At 62.1% G+C, this 21,005-nt stretch carries 19 protein-coding genes; 16 read left to right on the forward strand and 3 right to left on the reverse strand.

Annotation, left to right across the window (positions count from 1 at the left end; translation table 11 throughout):
- Window positions 1-3 precede the first annotated feature (3 nt).
- The 7 genes from fliQ (at window position 4) to AC070A_RS12295 (ending at window position 5,262) form a co-directional block, all read left to right on the forward strand.
- Complete coding sequence (fliQ, locus tag AC070A_RS12265) at window positions 4-270, forward strand: flagellar biosynthesis protein FliQ (protein WP_043624946.1); 267 nt, start codon at window positions 4-6, stop codon at window positions 268-270.
- A gap of 133 nt (window positions 271-403) precedes the next feature.
- Window positions 404-2,491 (forward strand): flagellar biosynthesis protein FlhA, encoded by a 2,088-nt coding sequence (flhA, locus tag AC070A_RS12270; RefSeq protein ID WP_058320495.1) that lies wholly within the window; start codon window positions 404-406, stop codon window positions 2,489-2,491.
- A complete protein-coding gene (fliR, locus tag AC070A_RS12275; RefSeq protein WP_058320494.1) occupies window positions 2,488-3,240 on the forward strand; it encodes a flagellar biosynthetic protein FliR in 753 nt (250 codons plus the stop codon). The genes flhA and fliR overlap by 4 nt, the downstream gene beginning before the upstream one ends.
- A gap of 4 nt (window positions 3,241-3,244) precedes the next feature.
- Window positions 3,245-3,658 carry a hypothetical protein gene (locus AC070A_RS12280; RefSeq protein ID WP_058320493.1) on the forward strand — a complete coding sequence of 138 codons (414 nt, stop codon included), beginning with the start codon at window positions 3,245-3,247 and terminating at the stop codon, window positions 3,656-3,658.
- Window positions 3,659-3,761: 103 nt separating this feature from the next.
- On the forward strand, window positions 3,762-4,313 hold the full coding sequence (locus AC070A_RS12285) for a rod-binding protein (protein WP_057251047.1): 552 nt from the start codon (window positions 3,762-3,764) through the stop codon (window positions 4,311-4,313).
- A gap of 14 nt (window positions 4,314-4,327) precedes the next feature.
- The gene (locus AC070A_RS12290) at window positions 4,328-4,696 is read left to right on the forward strand and encodes a hypothetical protein (protein WP_058320491.1); all 369 of its coding nucleotides are present in this window, start codon (window positions 4,328-4,330) and stop codon (window positions 4,694-4,696) included.
- The gene (locus AC070A_RS12295) at window positions 4,696-5,262 is read left to right on the forward strand and encodes a hypothetical protein (protein ID WP_058325392.1); all 567 of its coding nucleotides are present in this window, start codon (window positions 4,696-4,698) and stop codon (window positions 5,260-5,262) included. Before AC070A_RS12290 ends, AC070A_RS12295 begins: the two co-directional genes overlap by 1 nt.
- Before the next feature lie 128 nt (window positions 5,263-5,390).
- Here AC070A_RS12295 and AC070A_RS12300 read toward each other — a convergent pair whose 3' ends face one another.
- Window positions 5,391-6,380 (reverse strand): glycosyltransferase family 2 protein, encoded by a 990-nt coding sequence (locus AC070A_RS12300; protein ID WP_057251114.1) that lies wholly within the window; start codon window positions 6,378-6,380, stop codon window positions 5,391-5,393.
- A 155-nt stretch (window positions 6,381-6,535) separates the two neighbouring features.
- On the opposite strand from AC070A_RS12300, the gene AC070A_RS12305 reads away from it, so the two are divergent.
- The 3 genes from AC070A_RS12305 to AC070A_RS12315 are packed head-to-tail and all read left to right on the forward strand — an operon-like array spanning window position 6,536 to window position 9,476.
- Entirely contained in the window at window positions 6,536-7,774 is a 1,239-nt protein-coding gene (locus AC070A_RS12305; RefSeq protein ID WP_492384489.1) for a glycosyltransferase, read from the forward strand.
- Window positions 7,771-8,586 carry a WecB/TagA/CpsF family glycosyltransferase gene (locus AC070A_RS12310; protein WP_244495602.1) on the forward strand — a complete coding sequence of 272 codons (816 nt, stop codon included), beginning with the start codon at window positions 7,771-7,773 and terminating at the stop codon, window positions 8,584-8,586. Before AC070A_RS12305 ends, AC070A_RS12310 begins: the two co-directional genes overlap by 4 nt.
- A complete protein-coding gene (locus tag AC070A_RS12315) occupies window positions 8,583-9,476 on the forward strand; it encodes a DUF6492 family protein (protein ID WP_492384490.1) in 894 nt (297 codons plus the stop codon). Before AC070A_RS12310 ends, AC070A_RS12315 begins: the two co-directional genes overlap by 4 nt.
- Before the next feature lie 14 nt (window positions 9,477-9,490).
- Here the strand turns inward: AC070A_RS12315 and AC070A_RS12320 are convergent, their stop codons facing one another.
- The gene (locus tag AC070A_RS12320) at window positions 9,491-10,756 is read right to left on the reverse strand and encodes a lipopolysaccharide biosynthesis protein (protein WP_057251040.1); all 1,266 of its coding nucleotides are present in this window, start codon (window positions 10,754-10,756) and stop codon (window positions 9,491-9,493) included.
- A 266-nt stretch (window positions 10,757-11,022) separates the two neighbouring features.
- Between AC070A_RS12320 and AC070A_RS12325 the strand changes: the two genes are divergently transcribed.
- Window positions 11,023-13,032, forward strand: coding sequence for a GumC family protein (locus AC070A_RS12325; RefSeq protein ID WP_112994592.1), 2,010 nt, complete (start codon window positions 11,023-11,025; stop codon window positions 13,030-13,032).
- A 252-nt stretch (window positions 13,033-13,284) separates the two neighbouring features.
- On the forward strand, window positions 13,285-14,184 hold the full coding sequence (folD, locus tag AC070A_RS12330) for a bifunctional methylenetetrahydrofolate dehydrogenase/methenyltetrahydrofolate cyclohydrolase FolD (protein WP_112994591.1): 900 nt from the start codon (window positions 13,285-13,287) through the stop codon (window positions 14,182-14,184).
- 48 nt (window positions 14,185-14,232) lie between these two features.
- On the opposite strand, the gene AC070A_RS12335 is transcribed toward folD, so the two are convergent.
- Window positions 14,233-15,264, reverse strand: coding sequence for a LacI family DNA-binding transcriptional regulator (locus AC070A_RS12335; RefSeq protein ID WP_057251034.1), 1,032 nt, complete (start codon window positions 15,262-15,264; stop codon window positions 14,233-14,235).
- Between the two features lie 292 nt (window positions 15,265-15,556).
- Here AC070A_RS12335 and AC070A_RS12340 point away from each other — a divergent pair, with 292 nt between their 5' ends.
- The 4 genes from AC070A_RS12340 to bglA all read left to right on the forward strand — a co-directional run bounded on the left by AC070A_RS12340 (window position 15,557) and on the right by bglA (window position 20,949).
- Window positions 15,557-16,915: an ABC transporter substrate-binding protein gene (locus tag AC070A_RS12340; RefSeq protein ID WP_057251032.1), complete on the forward strand. Its 1,359-nt coding sequence runs from the start codon at window positions 15,557-15,559 to the stop codon at window positions 16,913-16,915.
- Between the two features lie 192 nt (window positions 16,916-17,107).
- Window positions 17,108-18,121: a carbohydrate ABC transporter permease gene (locus tag AC070A_RS12345; protein ID WP_093231965.1), complete on the forward strand. Its 1,014-nt coding sequence runs from the start codon at window positions 17,108-17,110 to the stop codon at window positions 18,119-18,121.
- Between the two features lies 1 nt (window position 18,122).
- Window positions 18,123-19,268, forward strand: coding sequence for a carbohydrate ABC transporter permease (locus tag AC070A_RS12350; protein WP_093231966.1), 1,146 nt, complete (start codon window positions 18,123-18,125; stop codon window positions 19,266-19,268).
- Between the two features lie 28 nt (window positions 19,269-19,296).
- Window positions 19,297-20,949 carry a beta-galactosidase BglA gene (gene bglA / locus AC070A_RS12355; protein ID WP_494773565.1) on the forward strand — a complete coding sequence of 551 codons (1,653 nt, stop codon included), beginning with the start codon at window positions 19,297-19,299 and terminating at the stop codon, window positions 20,947-20,949.
- Window positions 20,950-21,005 lie beyond the last annotated feature (56 nt).

The raw sequence follows: 21,005 nt of genomic DNA on the forward strand, positions 1-21,005 counted from the left end.
TCCATGAATGAGGCGGATGCCCTCGATATCGTACAGGCCGCGATCTGGACCGTGATCGTGGCCTCGGGGCCCGCCGTACTCGCCGCGATGATCGTCGGCGTCGTCATCGCCTTCATTCAGGCGCTGACGCAGGTTCAGGAAATGACGCTGACCTTCGTGCCGAAGATTCTTGCGGTCATGATCACGGTTGCCGTTTCTGCGCCCTTCATCGGCGCCCAGATCTCCATTTTCACCGACATCATCTTTTCGCGCATCCAATCCGGTTTCTGATCCGCTCGCAGTGCGGGGCGATCTGCACGTGCGGCCGTGAAACCCTCGCGCAAGCTTGGGCCGCTATTTCCATCTCTAAAGTGGGGCAGCGCGTGTGAATGCTGCCTTGTTCTCATGATGAGACGGAAGAGACATGGCACAACAAGCAGCGCTGATCATCCCGAAAGTCGCACCGAAGGGCCGCGACGTCGGCTTTGCGCTCGGCATCGTGATGATCCTGTCGATCCTCTTCCTGCCCATTCCACCGTTCCTGATCGACATGGGGCTGGCGTTTTCGATCGCCTTTTCGGTTCTGATCCTGATGGTCTCGCTGTGGATCCAGCGCCCGCTCGAGTTCTCCTCATTCCCGACGATTCTGCTGATCTCGACCATGGTGCGTCTGGCGCTGAACATCGCCACGACCCGCGTCATCCTTTCGCATGGCCATGAAGGTCATGGTGCTGCCGGTGGCGTCATTTCGGGCTTTGCCAGCCTCGTCATGTCCGGCGATTTCGTCATCGGTCTGATCGTCTTCCTGATCCTGATCACCGTGAACTTCATCGTCATCACCAAGGGTGCGACGCGTATCGCCGAAGTTGGCGCGCGCTTCACCCTCGATGCGATCCCAGGCAAGCAGATGTCGATCGACGCCGACCTCTCGGCCGGCCTGATCGACGAAAAGGAGGCCCAGCGCCGCCGCCGCGAACTCGAAGAGGAAAGCTCCTTCTACGGCTCGATGGACGGTGCCTCGAAATTCGTGCGCGGCGATGCGATCGCCGGCCTCATCATCACCGCGATCAACATCTTCGGCGGCATCATTATCGGCTATCTCCGCCACGGCATGCCGATCGGAGAAGCGGCCGACGTCTTCGTCAAGCTCTCGGTCGGCGACGGTCTCGTCTCGCAGATCCCGGCGCTGATCGTCTCGCTCGCCGCGGGCCTGCTCGTGTCGCGCGGTGGTACTTCCGGTTCGACCGATCAGGCCGTCGTCGGCCAGCTCGGCGGCTATCCGAAGGCGCTGATGGTCGCCTCCGGTCTGATCATTCTCCTGGCGGTCGTCCCCGGCCTGCCGTTCCTACCCTTCGCCGTTCTCGGCGGCGGCATGGCGTTCCTGAGCTGGCTCGTGCCACGCCAGATCGAAGCGGCCAATGCGGCCCGCCGCGCCGAGGAGGCCGCCAAGGTCCAGCAGACCAAGGAAGGCGAGGCGGATTCCGTCAAATCGGTGCTGAAGACCGCCGAGATCGAGCTTCTCCTCGGCAAACAGGTCTCGACGCGTCTGCTCGGCGCCCACCAGGAACTGGCCTTCCGCGTCGGTAAGATGCGCCGCAAATTCGCCGGGCAATACGGCCTCGTCATTCCCGAAATCAAGGTGTCCGACGACATCAGCATTCCGGACAAGGCCTATCATATCCGTATCCACGGTACGACGATCGCCTCGAACACTGTGCGTGTCGGCGAAGTGCTGGTGGTGACAGGCGGCGGCCGCCGGCCGAGCGTGCCGGGCGACGAGATCCGCGAACCCGCCTTCGGCATGCCGGCGGTTTCTATCCTCGAAACCTTCACCGAAGACCTGAAGCGCGAAGGCTTCCACCCGATCGATAACGTCTCGGTGGTGCTGACGCATTTGAGCGAGGTCATTCGCAACAACCTGCCGCACCTGCTCTCCTACAAGGACGTGAAGGTGTTGATCGAACGGCTCGACCCGGAATACCGCAAGCTCGCCGACGAAATCTGCACCTCGCACATGTCCTATTCCGGCCTGCAGGCCGTGTTGAAGCTGCTGCTTGCCGAGCGTGTCTCGATCCGCAACCTGCACCTGATCCTGGAAGCGGTTGCCGAACTTGCGCCGCATGTGCGCAAGACCGAACAGATCGTCGAGCACGTGCGCGTGCGCATGTCGCAGCAGCTCTGCGGCGATCTTGCCGACAATGGCGTCTTGCGCGTGCTGCGCCTCGGCAACAAGTGGGACATGGTCTTCCATCAGGCGCTGAAGCGCGACGCCAAGGGCGAAGTCGTCGAGTTCGACATCGACCCGCGCCATCTGGAAGAATTCAGCGAACAGGCGACCAAAGTTATCCGTGAACATCTCGATCGCGGCATGCCCTTCGTACTGGTAAGTTCGCCCGAATCCCGCTCTTATGTTCGCATGATCATCGAGCGTCTCTTTGCCACTTTGCCCGTGCTCTCGCATGTCGAGCTTGCCAAGGGCCTCGAGATCAAGATCATCGGCTCCGTTTCATGATCACCGACCCGGAGGGATCGGTTCTCGCGCTGTTCGCGGCCTTTTGCCGGATCGGTGGCTGCATCATGATCATGCCCGGGTTTTCTTCTGCCCGCGTTCCAATGCAGGTCCGGCTCTTCATCGCGGTCGCGGTGTCCATGGCGATCCTGCCGGTGATGTGGACGGACATCTATCCTGAGGTGACCGGCAAGGGGCACACCTACATCTATCTGATCGCCGCCGAGACGGCCGTCGGCGTGGTCATGGGTCTCGTCGCCCGCTACTATGTGCTCGGGCTGCAGTTCGCCGGCGCGGCGATCACCATGTTGATGGGCTTCAGCTCCCCGCCCTCGTCGGATGTGATTGAAGACACGCCGGAAAACCAATTGACCAGCCTCATCAGCTTCGCCGGGTTGATGGTGCTCTTCATGCTCGATTTCCATCACGTGATGATCGAGGCGATCGTGCAATCCTATCGCGCCATGCCGATCGGTACCGCCTTCGATCCGCAGGGCGTGCTGATCACGCTCACGGACTCGCTGGCGCAGACCTTCATGATCATGCTGAGGCTCGCGAGCCCCTTCGTCATCTACGGCCTGCTTTTCAACGTAGCGATCGGCATGGTCAACAAGCTCGCCCCGCAGATCCCGATCTACTTCATTTCGCAGCCCTATCTGATCATGGGCGGCATGTTCCTGCTCTATCTCGGCATTGCCGCAATGCTGCGCCTGTTCGGCGACGGTTTCGCGCCGGTCATGCAGGGAGGATAGCCAGATGAAGACGCGTTCGCAGAAGCTCAAGCGCCTGGTGGCCGTCCAGCGCCATCTCGAGCAGATGGCCGAGGCCGACTATGTCGAGATGGTGCGCCAACGCGAGGCCTTGGCCGAGACGATCGACGTGGTCGTCGATGCCATGGGTTCGGCCCATCCGATGCATCGCATGTTCTCCGGCCACTATTCCTCGCAGGTCGGGCGTCTGGTGCAGAAGGACCAGATGTTGCTCGGCATCCAGCAGACGCATGAAGCGCGGATGCTGAGGGAGCGGGCAAAGGCCGACCGGCTCGAGGAAAACATGAAGGAAGCGCGCCAGTCCGAGGAGCGCGAGGAAGCCGACAACTCCATCTATGACCTGATCGATCAACACGTTACCGGGCAGGCGCCAGCTTCCGGTAAGGTTGACGGGCGATAGTACGCCATCCGGGGATGCTCCGACGGTGGAGCGATGCCGGTCCGACTATTGCCTTTGTGCGTCGCCCTTGGTCGATGCAGGCTCGATTTTGAGAGGATTCGTCATGGCCATCTCTCCGCCCAGCGATCTGGTGATGGATGTCGTGCGCGCCGCCGACCCGACCGAGGTGCAGGAAGCGCAGGCGCGGCTGAAGGCCAATCGTGCGGCTTTCAAGGCGACGAGCCTCGCGGAAAACGGCAACGGTTTCACCGCCGCCGTCAACATCCTCAATTCTTCCGACGGCTCGACCGGGCTCGGCGACATCAACAACCGCGTCGAGCAGAAGAAGATCCCTGAAACCTATCGAAAGTTCGAGGCCATGGTGCTGCAGAACTTCGTGAAGTCGATGTTGCCGACCGACAGCGAGAACGTGTTCGGTAAAGGGAACGCAGGCGATATCTGGAAGAGCATGATGGCCGAGCAGATCGGCGACGTCATCTCGAAGAGCGGCGGCATCGGCATCGCCGATCAGCTGGCGAGCGGCAGCGCGACCGATCGGGTCCAGGCCTCGCTCGATGGCAACAGCCGAAACCTCGCCGCAAGCCTCGTGCAGGAATATGAGCGCAAGACGCTGACCGGCTTTACGCCTGAAGACGACAAGAACAAGCAAGCTTAATTGGGAGTTGATTCATGGAAGCTGTGGCATCCAATGACGTCCGGATCCAGAACGTGCTCGGGCGACTGGAAATGATCCTCGACAACGAGAACAGCCGCATCGGTCTCGACCCGGAATTCGACATCAAGACGTCGAACGCGCACAAGAGTCGTTGCCTCTACGAACTGACGATGTTGCATCGCGACATGTTGCCGGGAGAGACGTCGTCGACCTTCTCCTCGCATGCTCGTCACCTGCGTGACAAGCTGGCGATCAACTCGCAGAAGGTGGAAGCGCATCTCGAAGCGGTGCGCTCCGTCGTCGACCTCCTGAAGACGGCTGCACAGGATGCCGATGCGGACGGCATCTATTCCGAAGCGCAGTTCCGCTATAGCGATTTCTGATGCTCAAGCTCATTCTCACCGGGGTCTGGGTCTGCGCGGTCACGCTCGGATCGGTCTATTTTTCGATGCAAAGCGCTTCGGCGCCCGTCGTCACGGACGGCGAGGCAGCTCGTCGCGCGTCGGAACAATATGTTCCCGGTGAGATGATCACCATTCCGGTGATCAAGGAGGGCTCGGTCCAGGGCTATTTCCTCACGAAGCTTTCCTTCTCTGCGACCAAGGAGGGGATCAACAATCTCCGTGCTCCGCTCCGGCAGATGGTCACCGACGTGCTTTACGATCTGCTCGTCGGCTCGAAGTTCATCGACGTTGCCGATACCGGCACCTTCGATCTGCCAACCTTCAAGACCACGGTGAAGGATGGCCTGAACAAGAAGCTCGGTGAAGAGGTGATCACGGAGGTGCTCGTCGAGCAGCTCGAATACCTCACCAAGGACGACGTCAAGCGCGTCGCCAACAGCCAGAACGTGCCGCGGCAGAAGCCGGTTCCAATCGTCGACAAGAACGGCCATGTCGCCAGCGACAAGCTGCCGGAAGGCGCGGTCAAGGCAAGCAGCTCGCATTGACCGGAGAAACGCGAGCGCTTTGTCCGCTCGCTTTCCGACCTCGACCATTTCCTTTTTGACGTCGCGGAATTCCGGGCGGAGGCCGCTCCAGGCTTTTCCTGGATGCGCTCCTGCAAATGCTACTGCCGTCAGTTTTTCTCCGGCGTGCGGTACTGTTCGTTGACGAGGCCAAACTCGGCCATCAACCGGCCGATCGCCACATAGAAATGATAGAGCCCGGCGCTTGCCAGCCCGCTCTTGCTCCAGAGCTCGATGCCGCGTGGGATCGAAGCGCCGAGCAGCGCCAGCGATTTGCCGAAGGTTCGCATCCGCCCGCCGAAACTTGGGTCGCGTCGATGTTCGAGCATCGTCGAGATCGCGCCATTGCGCAGGCTACGCGCCCGGATCCAGGATGCGCTCGTGCGGCGCGCCGGCACGGTTTCGGCGACCCAGGCATCCGCCGCCCAGGCGAAGCAGAAGCCCTGTTCTTTGCTGCGGCTGTAGAAATCCGCATCGCCGCCGCCGATAAAGTTGAATGCCGGGTCCAGGAACGGCCGCGGCATCCTGTCGAGCACCGGCCGGGTAACGAGAACGTTGCCGGAGGAATAGAGGATCGGCACCGGTCCGGTCGTGTCATAGTGGGGCGTGAAAACCGGGTGGCGCTTCCACTTCTGCCCGCCGTCGCCCTCGAAGACCGGGAGCTGCGGCCCGCCGACCATGTCGGCGCCCGTCGTTTCCTGTACCGTGATGAGGCAATCGAGCCACTCGGGTGCCGCGACCTCGTCGTCATCGATGATCGCGATCGCCTTGAGGTTCGGATAGGTTTCGAGCGCCATCGACCAGCCGGCATTGTACGCATGGCAGTTGCCACGCTGATGCGCGACGATGACGATCGATTCGGAGGGATGGCCCAGGAAAAAGTCCTTGGCGGCCTGAGCGCCGGCCAATCCTTCATCGTCGTTCTCCACGACGACCGTGGCGAAGGAGACATCAGGCCTCTGGGAAACAATGGTTTTCAGCGACTTGACGACGTGTTCGGGCCGGCGAAACGTCGGCAGCACGACGACGAGTTCGATGTCGCCGGCGTCCTCCAGCTCTGTCCGGAAGTAGACGGAAATGTCCTGGCCGGTCGACGTCATGGCGAAACCTGTGCAAGCAAAATTGATGTGCAATACAACAAATCTTCCTAAACAGATGCTGAACCCGGACGGCAGATTTTGAAAGGGGGCTTTAAGCGCTCTTTCACCCCATGCTGTTAAAGAAGTGCCCAGTTCCATTCATGACGTGTGGCAAAATGCATCTTGTCCTGGTTTCCTCGCTCGTTCCCGTCGCCAATCCGGCGTCCGGCTTCGACATCGCCAACCGGGCCGTGCTCGACGGCCTTCGTGCTCTCGGTCACCGGGTCAGCGTCATCGGATTTCTCCAGCCGGGACAAACACCCGCGCTGGATTGCGAGATGCACCTCCTCGGCGAGCTCGAGGTTACCAATGCCAAGGTCGGCACGCTTCGGAAACTGCGCTGGCTCGCGACCGCCTTCCTTAACCGCACGTCGGTTTCATCCGGCAAGATGCTTACGGTATCGGCAAACCGGATCCAGTCGATCCTCGACAGCCTCGCCCCGTTCGATGGGTTGGTGCTCAATTCGGTGCAATTGCCGGCCGCCTTCGCGCAGGTCTTCCGACCCTATCCGTCGGTCTATGTCGCCCACAATGTCGAGGCGGATTCCGCCTTCGAGAGTGCCGAGCGGGCAAAGGGCACCATCGAGCGCTTTCTCTTCCGGCGCGAAGCGCAATATCTCGAGCACTACGAGCAGCACCTGGCGCACAATGCGGTTGCTGTCTGGACTTTTGCCGAGGCGGATCGTTTCGGTTTCGGCCGCGCTGTCAGTGAGCGTGCCTTCGTTCTGCCGCTGGTAACGGGCTGGCACGCGCCGGCGGCTCGGACCGGCGAACCTGATCAAGACCTCCAGCACGATCTCGGCCTGATCGGTACATGGAGCTGGCGGCCGAACAGGCTGGGCCTCGACTGGTTCCTCGCCGAGGTCGTCCCGCATTTGCCGGAGGATATGACGATCGCGATCGCCGGGCAGATGGATGGCGTGCCGACGGTCTCCCATCCCGGTGTCCACTTCGTAGGCAGGGTGCCGGACGCGCGCGCCTTCGTCACCGAAAGCGCGGTCGTCCCGCTCATCAGCCGTGGCGGCACCGGCGTGCAGCTGAAGAGCCTCGAGACCTTCGAACTCGGCATGCCCTGCGTCGCGACGCAGGCGTCGTTGCGTGGCATCGAGGCTATCCCCGACAATTGCTCCGCGGCCGATGATCCCTCGGAATTCGCGCGCCTCTTGGTCGACAAGGTTGCCAAGGTGCGGGCCGGCGATCGTCAGTGTCTCGACGGCTCGGTCTTCCACCGTGCCCAGAAAGTGCGGCTGATGCGGGTGATGCGCAATGTGCTGGCGGGCCTTGCGCCTGCGAGCGCAGCGGACGGGCCGTCGCTGCCGCCGGACTTGACGATTCATGAAGGGGGACGATCGTGACGAAAATCGTTGCCACAAAGAACGTTTCTCTATCGCGGCGTCTGATCCTCGGAATGCCGGTCGTCGATCTCGGCTGGACGAAGGCTTTCGCCTTTGCTGCAGAAGCGCTTTCGCGGCCAGGCGGACAAACGGTCCTTGCCTTCCTCAATGCCAACAATGCCAACCTGATGATGCGCGACGGAGAATACCGTGCGGCGCTGGCGCGCCAGGTTGTCTTTCCGGATGGGCACGGCGTCGATATCGCTTCCTATCTTTTTTACGGCCGCATGTTTCCTGCCAATCTGAATGGCACGGACTTCGTGCCGTCGCTGCTGACCTATATCGAAAGACCGCTGCGCATCGCCATGATCGGCGCCAGGCCGAAGGTGCTCGCGCGCGCCGCCGAGAATTTCCAGGCGCACGCACCGTGGCACGAGTTTCTGCCGGTTTCCGATGGTTTTTTCGACCGGGAACGGTCCCGGGAGATTCTCGCTGAAGTCCGTGCGTTGAAGGCCGATATCCTTTTGGTCGCGATGGGCAGTCCGGGCCAGGAGAAATGGGTCGATGCCCATGTCGGCCCCCAGGACGCCCGGCTGGTCATTTCCGTCGGCGCGCTCTTCGACTTCGTCGCGGAGGAGTTTCCGCGGGCGCCAAAATTCCTGCGCCGGCTGCGGCTGGAGTGGTTCTTCCGTCTGGCGATGGAACCGCGGCGCATGTGGCGCCGCTACGTTCTCGGAAACCCGCTTTTCCTGTGCCATGTCCTCTGGCACAAACTGTCTGGACGCTCGCGCGAAACGATCGCCGACACCAACCTTCGAACGGGGACATCGTGAACGGTCCGACCATGCGCACTGCGGTTGTCACAGCGTCCTATGCGAACGATTTCGAGCGTTGCCGGCTCATGTGCGAAAGCATGGACCGCAAGCTTCAGGGCGATTGGAAGCACTATCTGCTGGTCGCCGATTTTGACGTGACGCTCTTTCGGCAACTCGAAGGCGTGCGGCGGGTGGTCGTCAGCGAGGGCGATCTTTTGCCCTGGTGGCTGCATCCGGTTACGGATCCACTATCCGCCGGTCGCAGGAAGGTATGGCTCAGTCCCTTCGGTTTGCCGTTGCGTGGCTGGCATGCGCAGCAGCTTCGTCGCCTGGCGCTCGCGCGGCATATCGACGAGGCGGCGATGTTTGCGGTCGACTCCGACGTCGTGTTCCTGCGTGCCTTCGATCCCGCCAGCCTCTGGCAGGCGGACCGGCTGACGCTCTACCGCAAGGATGGCGCGATCGACGCGCATATGCGCTCCAACCATCTCGAATGGCTCGCCCATTCCGATCGCGTTCTCGGCATCGGCCCCTGTAACCTGCCGGCCAATGACTACATCAACACGCTGATCGCCTGGCGCACGGACACGTGCCGGAAGCTGCTCGACCACATCGAGGCGCAGCACGGCCGCAATTGGGTTCGGGCGATCACGCGGACCCGCGCCTTCTCCGAATGCACGATCTATGGCCGCTTCGTCGACGAGGTACTCGGCGGGGAGGGGCATGTGCCCTCCGATGCCGCGCTCTGTCACGTGCTCTGGTTCGAGGACAGCTACCGGCAGGACCTCTCCGGCCTCAGGGACTTCCTGAAGGATATGGAGCCGCACCAGATCGGCATCGGCGTTCAATCCTTCGTCGGGCACGACCTCGATGACATCCGCAGGGCGGTGGTCGAACTCGCCGCCTGAGGGTTCGACCGGCGTCAGATGACGCGTTCAGCCGGCTTCCGGAGCGCCGTGTAAGTCAGTACGAAGGAGAGGGCGTAGAGCGCGAAGAAGATCGCGTTGAGCGACGGCGCCCAGGCGGTAACATCTGTCGTTGTCCGCAGCAACAGCACCAGCAGAGCCACCTTGACCACGCCGGCGATCAGCAGGTTGAGCATGCGCCGCACCGTCCGGCCCGTCGCATAGAGCAGTTCGGAGTGATACTCGATCAGGTTGCGGAACGAGGGAACGAGAAGGATCATCGCGATGATCGGAGCAGCGGCCGATACGTTGCGGCCGAGGCCGTTCGGGAAGATCCAGAGATAGAGAGCCATGGCCGCCATGGCTGCAAGCGAAGCCAGCGCCACCAGGAGTTCGATCGACAACCTGATCCGCCAGCGCGCGATCGCCTCGGGCGTACGCATGATGCGCTGGACGAGCAGGGTGTTGAACGACCGCACCGGAAGCGCCGTCAGGTCCGCAAGCCGCATCAGGATGGCATAAAGGCCGGAAACCGCCGGACCGCCGATGGCAAGCACGGCGATCTTGTCGAATTCCGACTGAATGTAGAACAGCACCTCGGCACCGGCGACGGAGACGGAATCGGACCAGCGCCGGAAATAGAGCCTGGGCTTCCAGCGCAGCCGGACGCGAGGGTAGAACCACAAAAGCGCCACGACGAGGCCAAGCGCATTCGCAGCCAGGTAGAAATAGGACCAGGCCTCAAGCGTCTTCCAGGATAGGAGAGTAAAGAGCAAGGCAGCGCCGGTGCGGATCGCCGTACCGATCACCACGAGCAGCGCCCCGCGTCCGAAACGGCCAAGGCCATTCAGCACGATGACCGCGGTTTCCAGTCCGCGCCAGCAGATGATTTCCGCCAGCATGAACGCAGAAAAGGCGCTCGCCGTCATGTCCCGGGAAAAAAGGGCGAGGAAGATGATGGCGCAGATGATCGCGATCAGCGGCAGCGAGAGCACCGCACCCACCAGGAAGCCGGCGCTGTAGGTCCCGACCAGCAGGGGCTTTACGGTGGCGACCCGATAGAGCGGCGACATGAAGCCGAAGGCAAGCACGCGCGAGATCATGATGCCGGCTGCTGACGCTGTGGCAAAGAGACCAAAATCGGCGATGACAAGCGTGTTCGCGACGGCGATGAAGTAGACGAGCGACAGCACGAGCCGCCCGGCCGAGCCTCCGGTCATGGAGAGATAGGCGTGGATCAGCGCCTGGTGGCGGAGATAAAGCGCTTTGACGCGATGAGGCACGGCCGACGTTCCAACAGCGCGTCTCCCGGCACGGCCGTTGGAAGCGCTCTATCTCTTTGTTTATGCTGAGTTCCGAGCGCAAGGCGCGTGTCGCATTTGCTGGAACTGCTTTGCTGCCTTCCGTCATAGGCGGGAAAGCTTAATAAGGCGTGAGATTGACCCGTTTGCGTGCGTCGATCCACAGAAATTAACCATTTGTTTTCCATGTTTCCTTAGGTTGGCTTCACTATTCGGAATTCGCCGTCTCGGCAGCCGCGGGATCAGTCATGTTCAACATCGACGACGAGAAACGCCCGGTTCCGCGTGCATCGTTGCTCGATTTCGTAGCCGAGGACACGCGCGGTTCCGCGCGCGCGCAAAAGCCCCGTGTGGCCGGCGCTTCCGCGGCCAATTCTCCTCTGCTCAATCGCCTGTCCGCAGCCGAAGGCCCGACGGGCGAGTCCGGCGCTCGCGAGGCGACCCGTTCGGCGGCGCAACCGACAATAGGCAAGAATGCCTCGAAGGGAACGAGTGGAACGGCCAAGCATCGTCGCGCCCTGAGCGGCATGGGCGACAGGCTGGTACAATGGTTGACCGATAGCCGGGACGATGCCCAGGCGACAGCCGCGCCCGCCACTGACGCACCCGGTGACCGTCCTCTCGTCGACATCAAGACCGTCCTGCGCTCCGTCTGGCAACTGCGCAAGATCATTATTGCGACGACTGCGCTCGGTGCTGTGGGCGGCATACTGCTCGCACTTTCCACACCCAGCGTCTACGTCTCCGAAAGCAAGCTCTACATCGATCCGCGCGAGGTGCGGCTGACGGATTCCGATCTGTCAAAACAATCGCTGGCGACCGAAGGCATTCTCGCGCTCGTCGACAGCCAGCTTGAAGTGCTGCGCTCGCGCACCGTCATGGAGAAGGTTGCAACCGGCCTCGACCTCGAGAAGGATCCGGAATTCGCAGGAAAGGCCGGCGGCGACGCGTCCGCCCGTATGCTGAAGAAGCTGAGCGAGGCCATCCAGGTTTGGCGCGACCCGAAGACCTTCATCGTCACGGTCGAGGCGCAGACGCGCAACCCGGAGAAATCGGCGCTCATCACCAACCGGCTGGTCGAAACTTTTCTCGGTGAAGAAACCGCAGCGCAATCCGGCTTCTTCCAGAAAACAACGGTGGCGCTCGACGTCCGCATCAAGGAATTGAAGGCCGAGCTCGATGCGGCCGAGAAGGCGGTCGAGGACTATAAGGCGAGCTACGACATCGTCGGCGCCGGCGGCGAGCTGATCGCTGACAAGCAGCTCCTGAGCCTCAGCGACCAGGTGGCCGCCGCCCGCAACCGCATCGCCGAAGCAAAAGCGAAAGCGGAAGCCTCCGGCAAGGTGCAGCTGAACGACGTTTTGACCGGGGCCTATCCGGAGGAAATCAGCTCGCTGGCGCTGTCCGAACTGCGCAAGCAATTTGCCGCGACCAGGGCGCAATTGAGTGCGCTTGACGCGAGCCTCGGACCACGCCACCCGCAACGGATCGCCACCCAGCAGGCGCTGGAGGCCTCGCGCTCCGAAATCGGCAACGAACTGCGCCGCATTGCCGCCGCGGCCGGAACCGAGCTTGATCGCGCCCAGCGCACCGAGCAGGACCTGCTGCAGCAGCTTGCGGTGCAGAAGGCGCGGCAGATCGATTCTTCCGCCGAATTCGTCGAACTGCGTGAGCTGCAGCGGAAAGCCGCGGCCACCCGCGCAATTTACGAATCCTTCCTGAAGCGCGCCGGCGAAACGCGCGAAGAGGAAAAGCTGACGGCGAAGAATATCCGGGTGATCTCGAAGGCCGAGCCTGCGCTGCAGGCGAAGGGTCCTTCGCGCAAGATCATCGTGATTGCCGCCACCATGGCCGGCTTCTTCGCCGGCTTCGGCCTCGGCGTTTTGCTCGGCATCTACCGCAGCATGCGCGGTTTGTTTGCCGGCCCTGGTGCAGAGCCGCGGCGCGATCAGGATCCGGAGCCGCCAGAGCCGGAGGGCGATCCCGAACCTTCGCCGCGCAAGCAGCCGCAGGCCGATCCCACTCCTGCCAAGTCCGATCTACCGCCGCCGTTCAGCCCAGCGGCGCATCATGCTCAATCGCTGACAGCCGCCTACGCCGCTGCGCGTCGTGGCGAAGCTGAAGGGGCTATGGTCCGGCGCACGCCACCATACGCGGAAGCGGAGAACGATACCGAAATCGCCAAGGTCCAGGAAGATCTTCGAGCGCTGAGAACCCGCGTCGAACACTACTCCCTTCAAAAGCTGGCACGCGGTTAAGCCATCGCCGACGGGTGGGCTCTATTCCCCGACTGTGCGACGTTGCGATCGCTCTCTCATGATTTTGAGCGAAGCCGTCTCTCCTCTCACCCGTGAAAGGAAATGCCGCGCGGTGGAACGAAACATCCGCCAACCTCGCCGCCGCCTCTTGCATTTATGCGTTTGGAACAGCATAGGGCGCTTTGAGGCCATCGCCTTTTCCCGGGCGAACTAGAGTGTGCCGCGTGAACAGGAAGCCAGGAGGAACATGCCGTGACGACTGTGATTGATGGCAAGAAAGTCGCCGCTTCGGTCATCGAGACTGTGAAGGCCGCGACCAAGGCGCTCGAGACGGATGCCGGTGTTCGCGCAGGCCTTGCCGTCGTGATCGTCGGCGACGATCCGGCAAGCCACGCCTATGTTTCCTCGAAGAGCAAGATGGCCAAGGAGTGCGGCTTCCTGTCGATCCAGCACACACTGTCGGAGGCAACCACGCAGGAAGAACTCGCCGCGCTGGTTGCGGAGCTCAATGCGGATCCCTCCATTCACGGCATCCTCGTGCAGCTGCCGCTGCCGAAGCACCTGAACTCCGAGCCGATCATCCAGTCGATCCTTCCGGAAAAGGACGTCGACGGCCTGCATATCGTCAATGCCGGCAAGCTCGCGACGGGCGATCTCGAAGGCGGTCTCGTCTCCTGCACGCCGGCCGGCGCAATGGTCTTCGTGCGCCAGACACACGGCGATGACCTCTCGGGGCTGAACGCTGTCGTCATCGGCCGTTCGAACCTCTTCGGCAAGCCGATGTCGGCGCTGTTGCTCGCCGCCAATGCGACGGTGACGACGGCGCATTCGCGCACCAAGGACCTGGCCGCCGTCTGCCGCAATGCGGATATCCTCGTTGCCGCCGTTGGCCGCCCAGAGATGGTGAAGGCTGACTGGGTGAAGCCCGGCGCGACCGTGATCGACGTTGGCATCAACCGCGTGCCGGCGCCGGAAAAGGGCGAGGGCAAATCCAAGCTGGTTGGCGACGTCGCCTTTGCCGAGGCCGCCGAGGTCGCAAGCGTGATTACCCCAGTGCCGGGCGGTGTGGGCCCGATGACCATCGCCATGCTGATGGCCAACACCGTGATTGCCGCTCACCGCAAGGCTGGCCGCAAGCCGCCGCGCTTCTAATTCCTGCTCACATCGAATGACGAGACGCGTCGCGATTGCGGCGCGTTCTCATTTTTGCGGGGCGGGCCCGGTCGAGGCGCGCACGATCAGTTCGGCGCGCCAGAGTTCCTGTTCCGGATAGTCGCCACGTTTCAGGATTCCGCCGATCAACCGTGTGGCAATCCGGGCTCCGGCCGCCCTGAGCGACGAGCGTGTCGTCGTCAGCGGCACGCTGAAATTCTCAGGCTTCAGCATCGGCAGCACGTCGTCATGGGCGATCAGCGAGATGTCCTCGCCGATTTTCAAGCCCGCCTGATTGATCGCCCGGACGGCGCCGAGCGCCAGCACCGTACTGGAGCAGAGCACCGCGGTCGGCGGCTGCGCATGCTGCAGGAAGCGCTGCATGCTGCGGTAGCCGTGCTCGTCGGTCATCAGCGAATGTTCGACCAGCGCCTCGTCGAGCGTGAGGCCGTGTTCGGTAAGCGCCCTGAGCATTCCCTTCTGGCGGCGGATGGAAAAAGTCAGATACTCCGGGCCATTGATCAGCGCGATCCGTTGATGCCCGAGTTGAATGAGAAGTCGCGCCGCATCGTAGAAGGCACTGGTGTTGTCGATGTCGAGGAAGGGGTAGTCGCGGCTTTCGCCGATCGAGCGCCCGTGGACGAGAAACGGGATCGACAGCGACTTCAGCATGGCGATGCGCGGGTCGTTGGCGCGCATATAGGCAAGGAACAGGGCATCGACGTTGCCGCTGGCTGCCAGCCGCCGGAACGTCACTTCCTCGTCCTCCGGCGCACTCGGATTGAGCACGAAATGGAAGTCGTGCTTGACCGCTTCTTCCGCAAGCCCCGCCAGGAACTCGCCAAAGTGCACGTCGGAATCGATACCGGGGGCGATCGGCATGACCATGCCGATGGAGAAGGCTCTGCCGGTGGCCAATCGCTGGGCGGCGCGGTTCGGCCTGTAGCCGGTCTCGCGCACGGCCTGCAGCACGCGCTGACGGGTCTCGGCATTCACTTCCGGATAGCCGTTCAATGCGCGGCTGACCGTCGTCTGGGACAGGCCGAGCAGTTCCGCAAGTTGCTTGAGATTGACCGCCATGGTCAGGATTCCTCCCAAAGCGCTTTGGATATCCGTATGATTTTTGGTGTTTGGTCCCAGCGCCTCGGGTTGGTGTAGCATCCGTTTTTCGAGCAACAAAGCGGAATTCAACCATTGCGCGGTGCAAAACGTTACCGCAAAGCACAAATTCGTCGCATTGAGGACAGGGATGGGAAATCTCTTGACTCCTCGCGTGTCGCAATGGTTTGTTAGCGAACTCAAAGCGCTTTGAATTTTCGCGCATCATCGTCTGCCCGGTGGGATCCGGGTTCATCTTTGGGAGGAGAAGAACGTGAAGAGATCATTGCTGTTGGGCGTGGCGGCGTTTGCCCTGTTGGCAGGTGCTGCCGGCGCCGCTGACCTCAAGTTCAAGCCGGGCGAGGATTCGAAGTTCAACTGGGCGAGCTTCGAGGAGTTCAAGAAGGGTCATGACCTCAAGGGCCAGACGCTGACGATCTTCGGCCCCTGGCGCGGTGAGGACGAGGCGCTGTTCAAGAGCGTCTATGCCTACTTCACCGAAGCGACGGGCGCCGAGATCAAATATTCGTCCTCGGAAAACTATGAGCAGCAGATCGTCATCGACACCCAGGCCGGCAGCCCGGCCGAAATCTCGGTCCTCCCGCAGCCGGGTCTGATCGGCGATCTCGCCTCCAAGGGTTACCTGACGCCGCTCGGCGACGACACCCAGAAGTGGCTGCTCGACAACTACGCCGCCGGCCAGTCCTGGGTCGATCTTTCGACCTACAAGGGCAAGGACGGCAATGCCGCGCTCTATGCATTTCCCTACAAGATCGACGTGAAGTCGCTCGTCTGGTACTCGCCCGAAAACTTCGAGGACGCCGGCTACGAAGTGCCGAAGACCATGGAAGAGCTGAAGGCGCTGACCGAGAAGATCGCCGCTGACGGCGGCAAGCCATGGTGCATCGGCCTCGGCTCGGGCGGCGCGACCGGCTGGCCGGCGACCGACTGGGTGGAAGACATGATGCTGCGCACCCAGCCGGCTGATGTCTACGACAAGTGGGTCAAGAACGAGATTCCCTTCACCGATCCGGCTGTCGTTGGGGCGATCGACGAGTTCGGCTGGTTTGCCAAGAACGACAAGTTCGTCGATGGCGGCGCTGCAGCCGTTGCCTCCACCGACTTCCGCGACAGCCCGAAGGGCCTCTTTGCCTCGCCGCCGAAGTGCTACCTGCACCACCAGGCGTCGTTCATTCCGTCCTTCTTCCCTGAGGGCACCAAGATCGGCGAGGACGCCGACTTCTTCTACATGCCGCCCTACGAGAGCAAGAAGGAGCTCGGCAATCCGGTGCTCGGCGCCGGTACGCTGGCGATGATCACCAAGGACACGCCGGCCGCGCGCGCCTTCATCGAATTCCTGAAGACGCCGATCGCCCATGAAGTCTGGATGGCGCAGACGAGCTTCCTCACGCCGTACAAGAGCGTCAACGTCGACACCTACGGCAACCCGCCGCTGAAGAAGCAGGGCGAGATCCTGCTCAACGCCACCACCTTCCGCTTCGACGGTTCCGACCTGATGCCGGGCAAGATCGGCGCGGGCGCGTTCTGGACCGGGATGGTCGATTTCGTCGGCGGCAAGTCGTCGGCAGATGTCGCGGATGGCGTGCAGAAGGCGTGGGACGCCATCAAGTAAGAACCGGATGACGGGTGGCGGCGATGCCGCCCGTTGCCGATCCGGGTTCGCTGCAGAGGCGGGCAGAGGAAAAGTGTATGCGGTTTTCCGCTCGCTTCCCGCCTTCGTCTATGAGAAGTGGCGCACCCCAATGAGAACGGCGACAATCGCCAGCCCTGCACGCGACCGTGCACCGAGGGGGAGGGACATGTCATGTTGTTTCAGCTTTTGAAGGCTGCAGGGTTCATGTTGGGCGGGGTCATCGGCTGCGCCGCCTATTTCTGGGGAACCAGTTTCATTCTCGACCTGATGTTCCCGTCGAAGGGAAAATCAGGTGCCGTCGCGTCAAGAAATCTGCGTATCACCAACGCCATCCGTCCGTGGTTGTTTCTGGGACCGGCGCTCCTTGCGCTGACAGTGTATCTTATCTATCCCGTCTTCATGTCGCTCTGGTACAGCGTCCATGATCGCGCCGGACAGAACTTCGTCGGCGTCAGCAACTATGCCTGGATGGTCAACGACGGTGAGTTCCGCCAGTCGATCTACAATAATTTCCTCTGGCTGCTGGTCGTTCCAGCGCTCGCGACCTTCTTCGGCCTGGTCATCGCAGCACTCACCGACCGCATCTGGTGGGGCAACATCGCCAAGACGCTGATCTTCATGCCGATGGCGATCTCGTTCGTCGGTGCCGCGGTCATCTGGAAGTTCATCTACGATTTCCGTCCCGAAGGCGCAGAGCAGATCGGCCTCCTGAACGCCATCGTCGTCGCCTTCGGCGGCGCGCCGCAGGCCTGGATCACGCTGCCCTTCTGGAACAATTTCTTCCTGATGGCGATCCTCGTCTGGATCCAGACGGGCTTTGCGATGGTCATCCTGTCCGCTGCCCTTCGCGGCATCCCTGAGGAAACGATCGAAGCCGCTGTCATCGACGGCGCCAATGGCTGGCAGATCTTCTTCAAGATCATGGTGCCGCAGATCTGGGGCACGATCGCCGTCGTCTGGACGACCATCACCATTCTCGTGCTGAAGGTCTTCGACATCGTGCTGGCGATGACCAACGGCCAATGGCAGAGCCAGGTGCTCGCCAACCTCATGTTCGACTGGATGTTCCGCGGGGGCGGCGACTTTGGCCGCGGTGCGGCGATCGCCGTCGTCATCATGATCCTCGTCATTCCGATCATGGTCTGGAACATCCGCAATGCGGCCAAGGAAATGAAGGGGCACTGAGATGAATCCAGCGACACGCTCACCCCTCATGTGGGTCGTCCACCTCTCGGTCCTTTTGATCGTCGCGCTCTGGACGTTGCCGACCGCCGGCCTGTTGATCTCGTCTCTGCGCGACAAGGATCAGCTCGCCGTTTCCGGCTGGTGGACCGCACTTTCGACCTCGTCGCAGAACACCGTCGTCCGTGCGCCAGGCCCAGAAAGCCAGGTCGAGCGCGAAGGCAAGTTCGTGATCTCCGGCAACCTGCTCGAAGGTCAGCCGGGCCAAATCTCCGCCTTCGGCTTTAACAGCCGCGAGCCGACTGCGTTCAAGGCCGGCGAAACCGCCGAACTCAACGACGGCGAAAAGCTGACCGTTCAGGCCGACGGCAATTTCGAGATCGTTTCCGACAAGAAGATGGAGGGTTCGCGCGGCCAGCGCGTCTTCGTCACCGCGTCTTCGCCGCCGCGCTTTACCTTCGACAACTATGTCGAGGTGTTAAGCGCTGAGGGCATCGGCCGCTCCTTCATCAATTCGCTCACGGTTGCCGTACCCGCGACGATCATCCCGATCATGATCGCGGCCTTCGCCGCCTATGCGCTTGCCTGGATGCCGTTCCCCGGCCGGGCGATCCTGATCGCCGTGGTCGTCGGTCTTCTCGTCGTGCCGCTGCAGATGTCGCTGATCCCCCTGCTGAAGCTCTACAACGGCGTTGGCACGATCCTGGGCGTGCCGGCCAAGACCTATGTCGGCATCTGGCTGGCCCATACCGGGTTCGGCCTGCCGCTGGCGATCTATCTGCTTCGCAACTACATGGCCGGCCTGCCGCGCGAAATCATGGAATCCGCCCGCGTCGACGGTGCCAGCGATTTCGATATCTTCGTCAAGATCATTCTGCCGCTGTCCTTCCCGGCGCTCGCCTCCTTCGCGATCTTCCAGTTCCTGTGGACCTGGAACGACCTGCTGGTGGCGATCGTGTTCCTGGGCGCAGGCCCCGATGAACTGGTTCTGACCGGCCGGCTCGTCAACCTGCTGGGCTCGCGCGGCGGCAACTGGGAAATCCTGACGGCTTCCGCCTTCATTACCATCATCGTTCCGCTGATCGTCTTCTTCAGCTTGCAGCGCTATCTCGTGCGCGGTCTGCTGGCGGGCTCGGTCAAGGGCGGCTGACTATCAAGGACCTCCAGAGAAAATGAGCATGACCGAAATGAGCACTTCCACTTTGCAGCCGGATCGGGACTGGTGGCGCGGCGCGGTGATCTACCAGATCTACCCGCGCTCCTACCAGGACTCCAACGGCGACGGCATCGGCGACCTCAAGGGCATCGTTGCCCGGTTGCCGCACATTGCCGCCCTCGGCGCCGACGCAATCTGGATTTCGCCGTTCTTCACCTCGCCGATGAAGGACTTCGGTTACGACGTCTCCAATTACACCGATGTCGACCAGATCTTCGGCAGCCTTGCCGATTTCGACGCCGTGATCGCGGAAGCGCACCGCCTCGGCATCCGGGTGATGATCGACCTCGTTCTCTCGCATACCTCGGATCAGCATCCCTGGTTCGTCGAAAGCCGCGCAAGCCGGACCAACGCCAAGGCCGACTGGTACGTCTGGGCCGACTCCAAGCCGGATGGCACCCCGCCTAACAACTGGCTGTCGATCTTCGGCGGCTCGGCCTGGGCATGGGATCCGACGCGCCTGCAATATTACCTGCACAACTTCCTGACCTCGCAGCCGGATCTCAACCTGCACAATACGGAAGTTCAGGAAGCGCTGCTTGGTGTCGAGCGTTTCTGGCTGGAGCGCGGCGTCGACGGCTTCCGCCTCGATACCATCAACTTCTACTTCCACGACAAGCAGCTGCGCGACAATCCGGCGCTGGCGCCGGAACGCCGCAACGCCCAGACCGCACCGGCGGTCAACCCGTACAACTATCAGGAACATCTCTACGATAAGAACCAGCCGGAGAACCTGGCATTCCTGAAGCGGTTCCGCGCCGTCATGGACGAGTTTCCGGCGATTGCCGCTGTTGGCGAGGTCGGTGACAGCCAGCGCGGCCTGGAGATCGCCGGCGAATACACTTCCGGCGGCGACAAGATGCAGATGTGCTACGCCTTCGAATTCCTAGCGCCCGATCCGCTGACACCGGCGACCGTCGCCGAGGTTCTCCGCAATTTCCAGAAGGCAGCGCCCGAGGGCTGGGCCTGCTGGGCCTTCTCCAACCACGACGTCGTGCGCCATGTCAGCCGCTGGGGCGCTGGCGTTGCCGATCGCGACGCGCATGCAAAGCTGCTTGCGAGCCTCTTGATGTCGCTGCGCGGCTCGGTCTGCATCTATCAGGGCGAGGAGCTGGCGCTGAGCGAAGCCGAACTCGCCTATGAGGACCTGAAGGATCCCTATGGCATCCAGTTCTGGCCCGACTTCAAGGGCCGCGATGGCTGCCGTACACCGATGGTCTGGGACGGATCCGCGGTCAATGGCGGCTTCGGCAGCGCGAAACCCTGGCTGCCCGTGCCGCCAGAGCACCTCCAACGCGCCGTATCGGCGCAGCAGGGCGACCAGGCGTCGGTGCTCGAGCACTACCGCCGCTTCCTGCATTTCCGCAAGGCGCATCCGGCTTTCGCCAAGGGCGAGATCGAGTTCCTGAACACGGATGGACAGGTGCTCGCCTTCGTGCGCAGCTATGGCAACGAGAAGCTTTTCTGCCTGTTCAACATGAGCGGTACGCCGGCTGCGGCCACGCTGCCGAACGAACCGGTCGCCGCGCTTGAAGGGCACGGCTTTGCAGCCGAGGTGAAGGACAGAACGGTCAACCTGCCGGCCTGGGGCGCGTACTTCGCCCGGTTGGTGTGACGCCGGCTGAACAATGATGAGAGCAAGAACTGACGGGAAGAACCGAAGGGGAGGGT

The sequence above is a fragment of the Ensifer sp. GW101-20A05 genome, from assembly GCF_059424735.1.

What these genes read in the sequence shown, in the direction of transcription:
- fliQ (WP_043624946.1), top strand. Translation starts at nt 4, where the DNA reads ATGAATGAGGCGGATGCCCTCGATATCGTACAGGCCGCGATCTGGACC.
- flhA (WP_058320495.1), top strand. Translation starts at nt 404, where the DNA reads ATGGCACAACAAGCAGCGCTGATCATCCCGAAAGTCGCACCGAAGGGC.
- fliR (WP_058320494.1), top strand. Translation starts at nt 2,488, where the DNA reads ATGATCACCGACCCGGAGGGATCGGTTCTCGCGCTGTTCGCGGCCTTT.
- AC070A_RS12280 (WP_058320493.1), top strand. Translation starts at nt 3,245, where the DNA reads ATGAAGACGCGTTCGCAGAAGCTCAAGCGCCTGGTGGCCGTCCAGCGC.
- AC070A_RS12285 (WP_057251047.1), top strand. Translation starts at nt 3,762, where the DNA reads ATGGCCATCTCTCCGCCCAGCGATCTGGTGATGGATGTCGTGCGCGCC.
- AC070A_RS12290 (WP_058320491.1), top strand. Translation starts at nt 4,328, where the DNA reads ATGGAAGCTGTGGCATCCAATGACGTCCGGATCCAGAACGTGCTCGGG.
- AC070A_RS12295 (WP_058325392.1), top strand. Translation starts at nt 4,696, where the DNA reads ATGCTCAAGCTCATTCTCACCGGGGTCTGGGTCTGCGCGGTCACGCTC.
- AC070A_RS12300 (WP_057251114.1), bottom strand. Translation starts at nt 6,380, where the DNA reads ATGACGTCGACCGGCCAGGACATTTCCGTCTACTTCCGGACAGAGCTG.
- AC070A_RS12305 (WP_492384489.1), top strand. Translation starts at nt 6,536, where the DNA reads ATGCATCTTGTCCTGGTTTCCTCGCTCGTTCCCGTCGCCAATCCGGCG.
- AC070A_RS12325 (WP_112994592.1), top strand. Translation starts at nt 11,023, where the DNA reads ATGTTCAACATCGACGACGAGAAACGCCCGGTTCCGCGTGCATCGTTG.
- AC070A_RS12335 (WP_057251034.1), bottom strand. Translation starts at nt 15,264, where the DNA reads ATGGCGGTCAATCTCAAGCAACTTGCGGAACTGCTCGGCCTGTCCCAG.
- AC070A_RS12345 (WP_093231965.1), top strand. Translation starts at nt 17,108, where the DNA reads ATGTTGTTTCAGCTTTTGAAGGCTGCAGGGTTCATGTTGGGCGGGGTC.
- AC070A_RS12350 (WP_093231966.1), top strand. Translation starts at nt 18,123, where the DNA reads ATGAATCCAGCGACACGCTCACCCCTCATGTGGGTCGTCCACCTCTCG.
- bglA (WP_494773565.1), top strand. Translation starts at nt 19,297, where the DNA reads ATGACCGAAATGAGCACTTCCACTTTGCAGCCGGATCGGGACTGGTGG.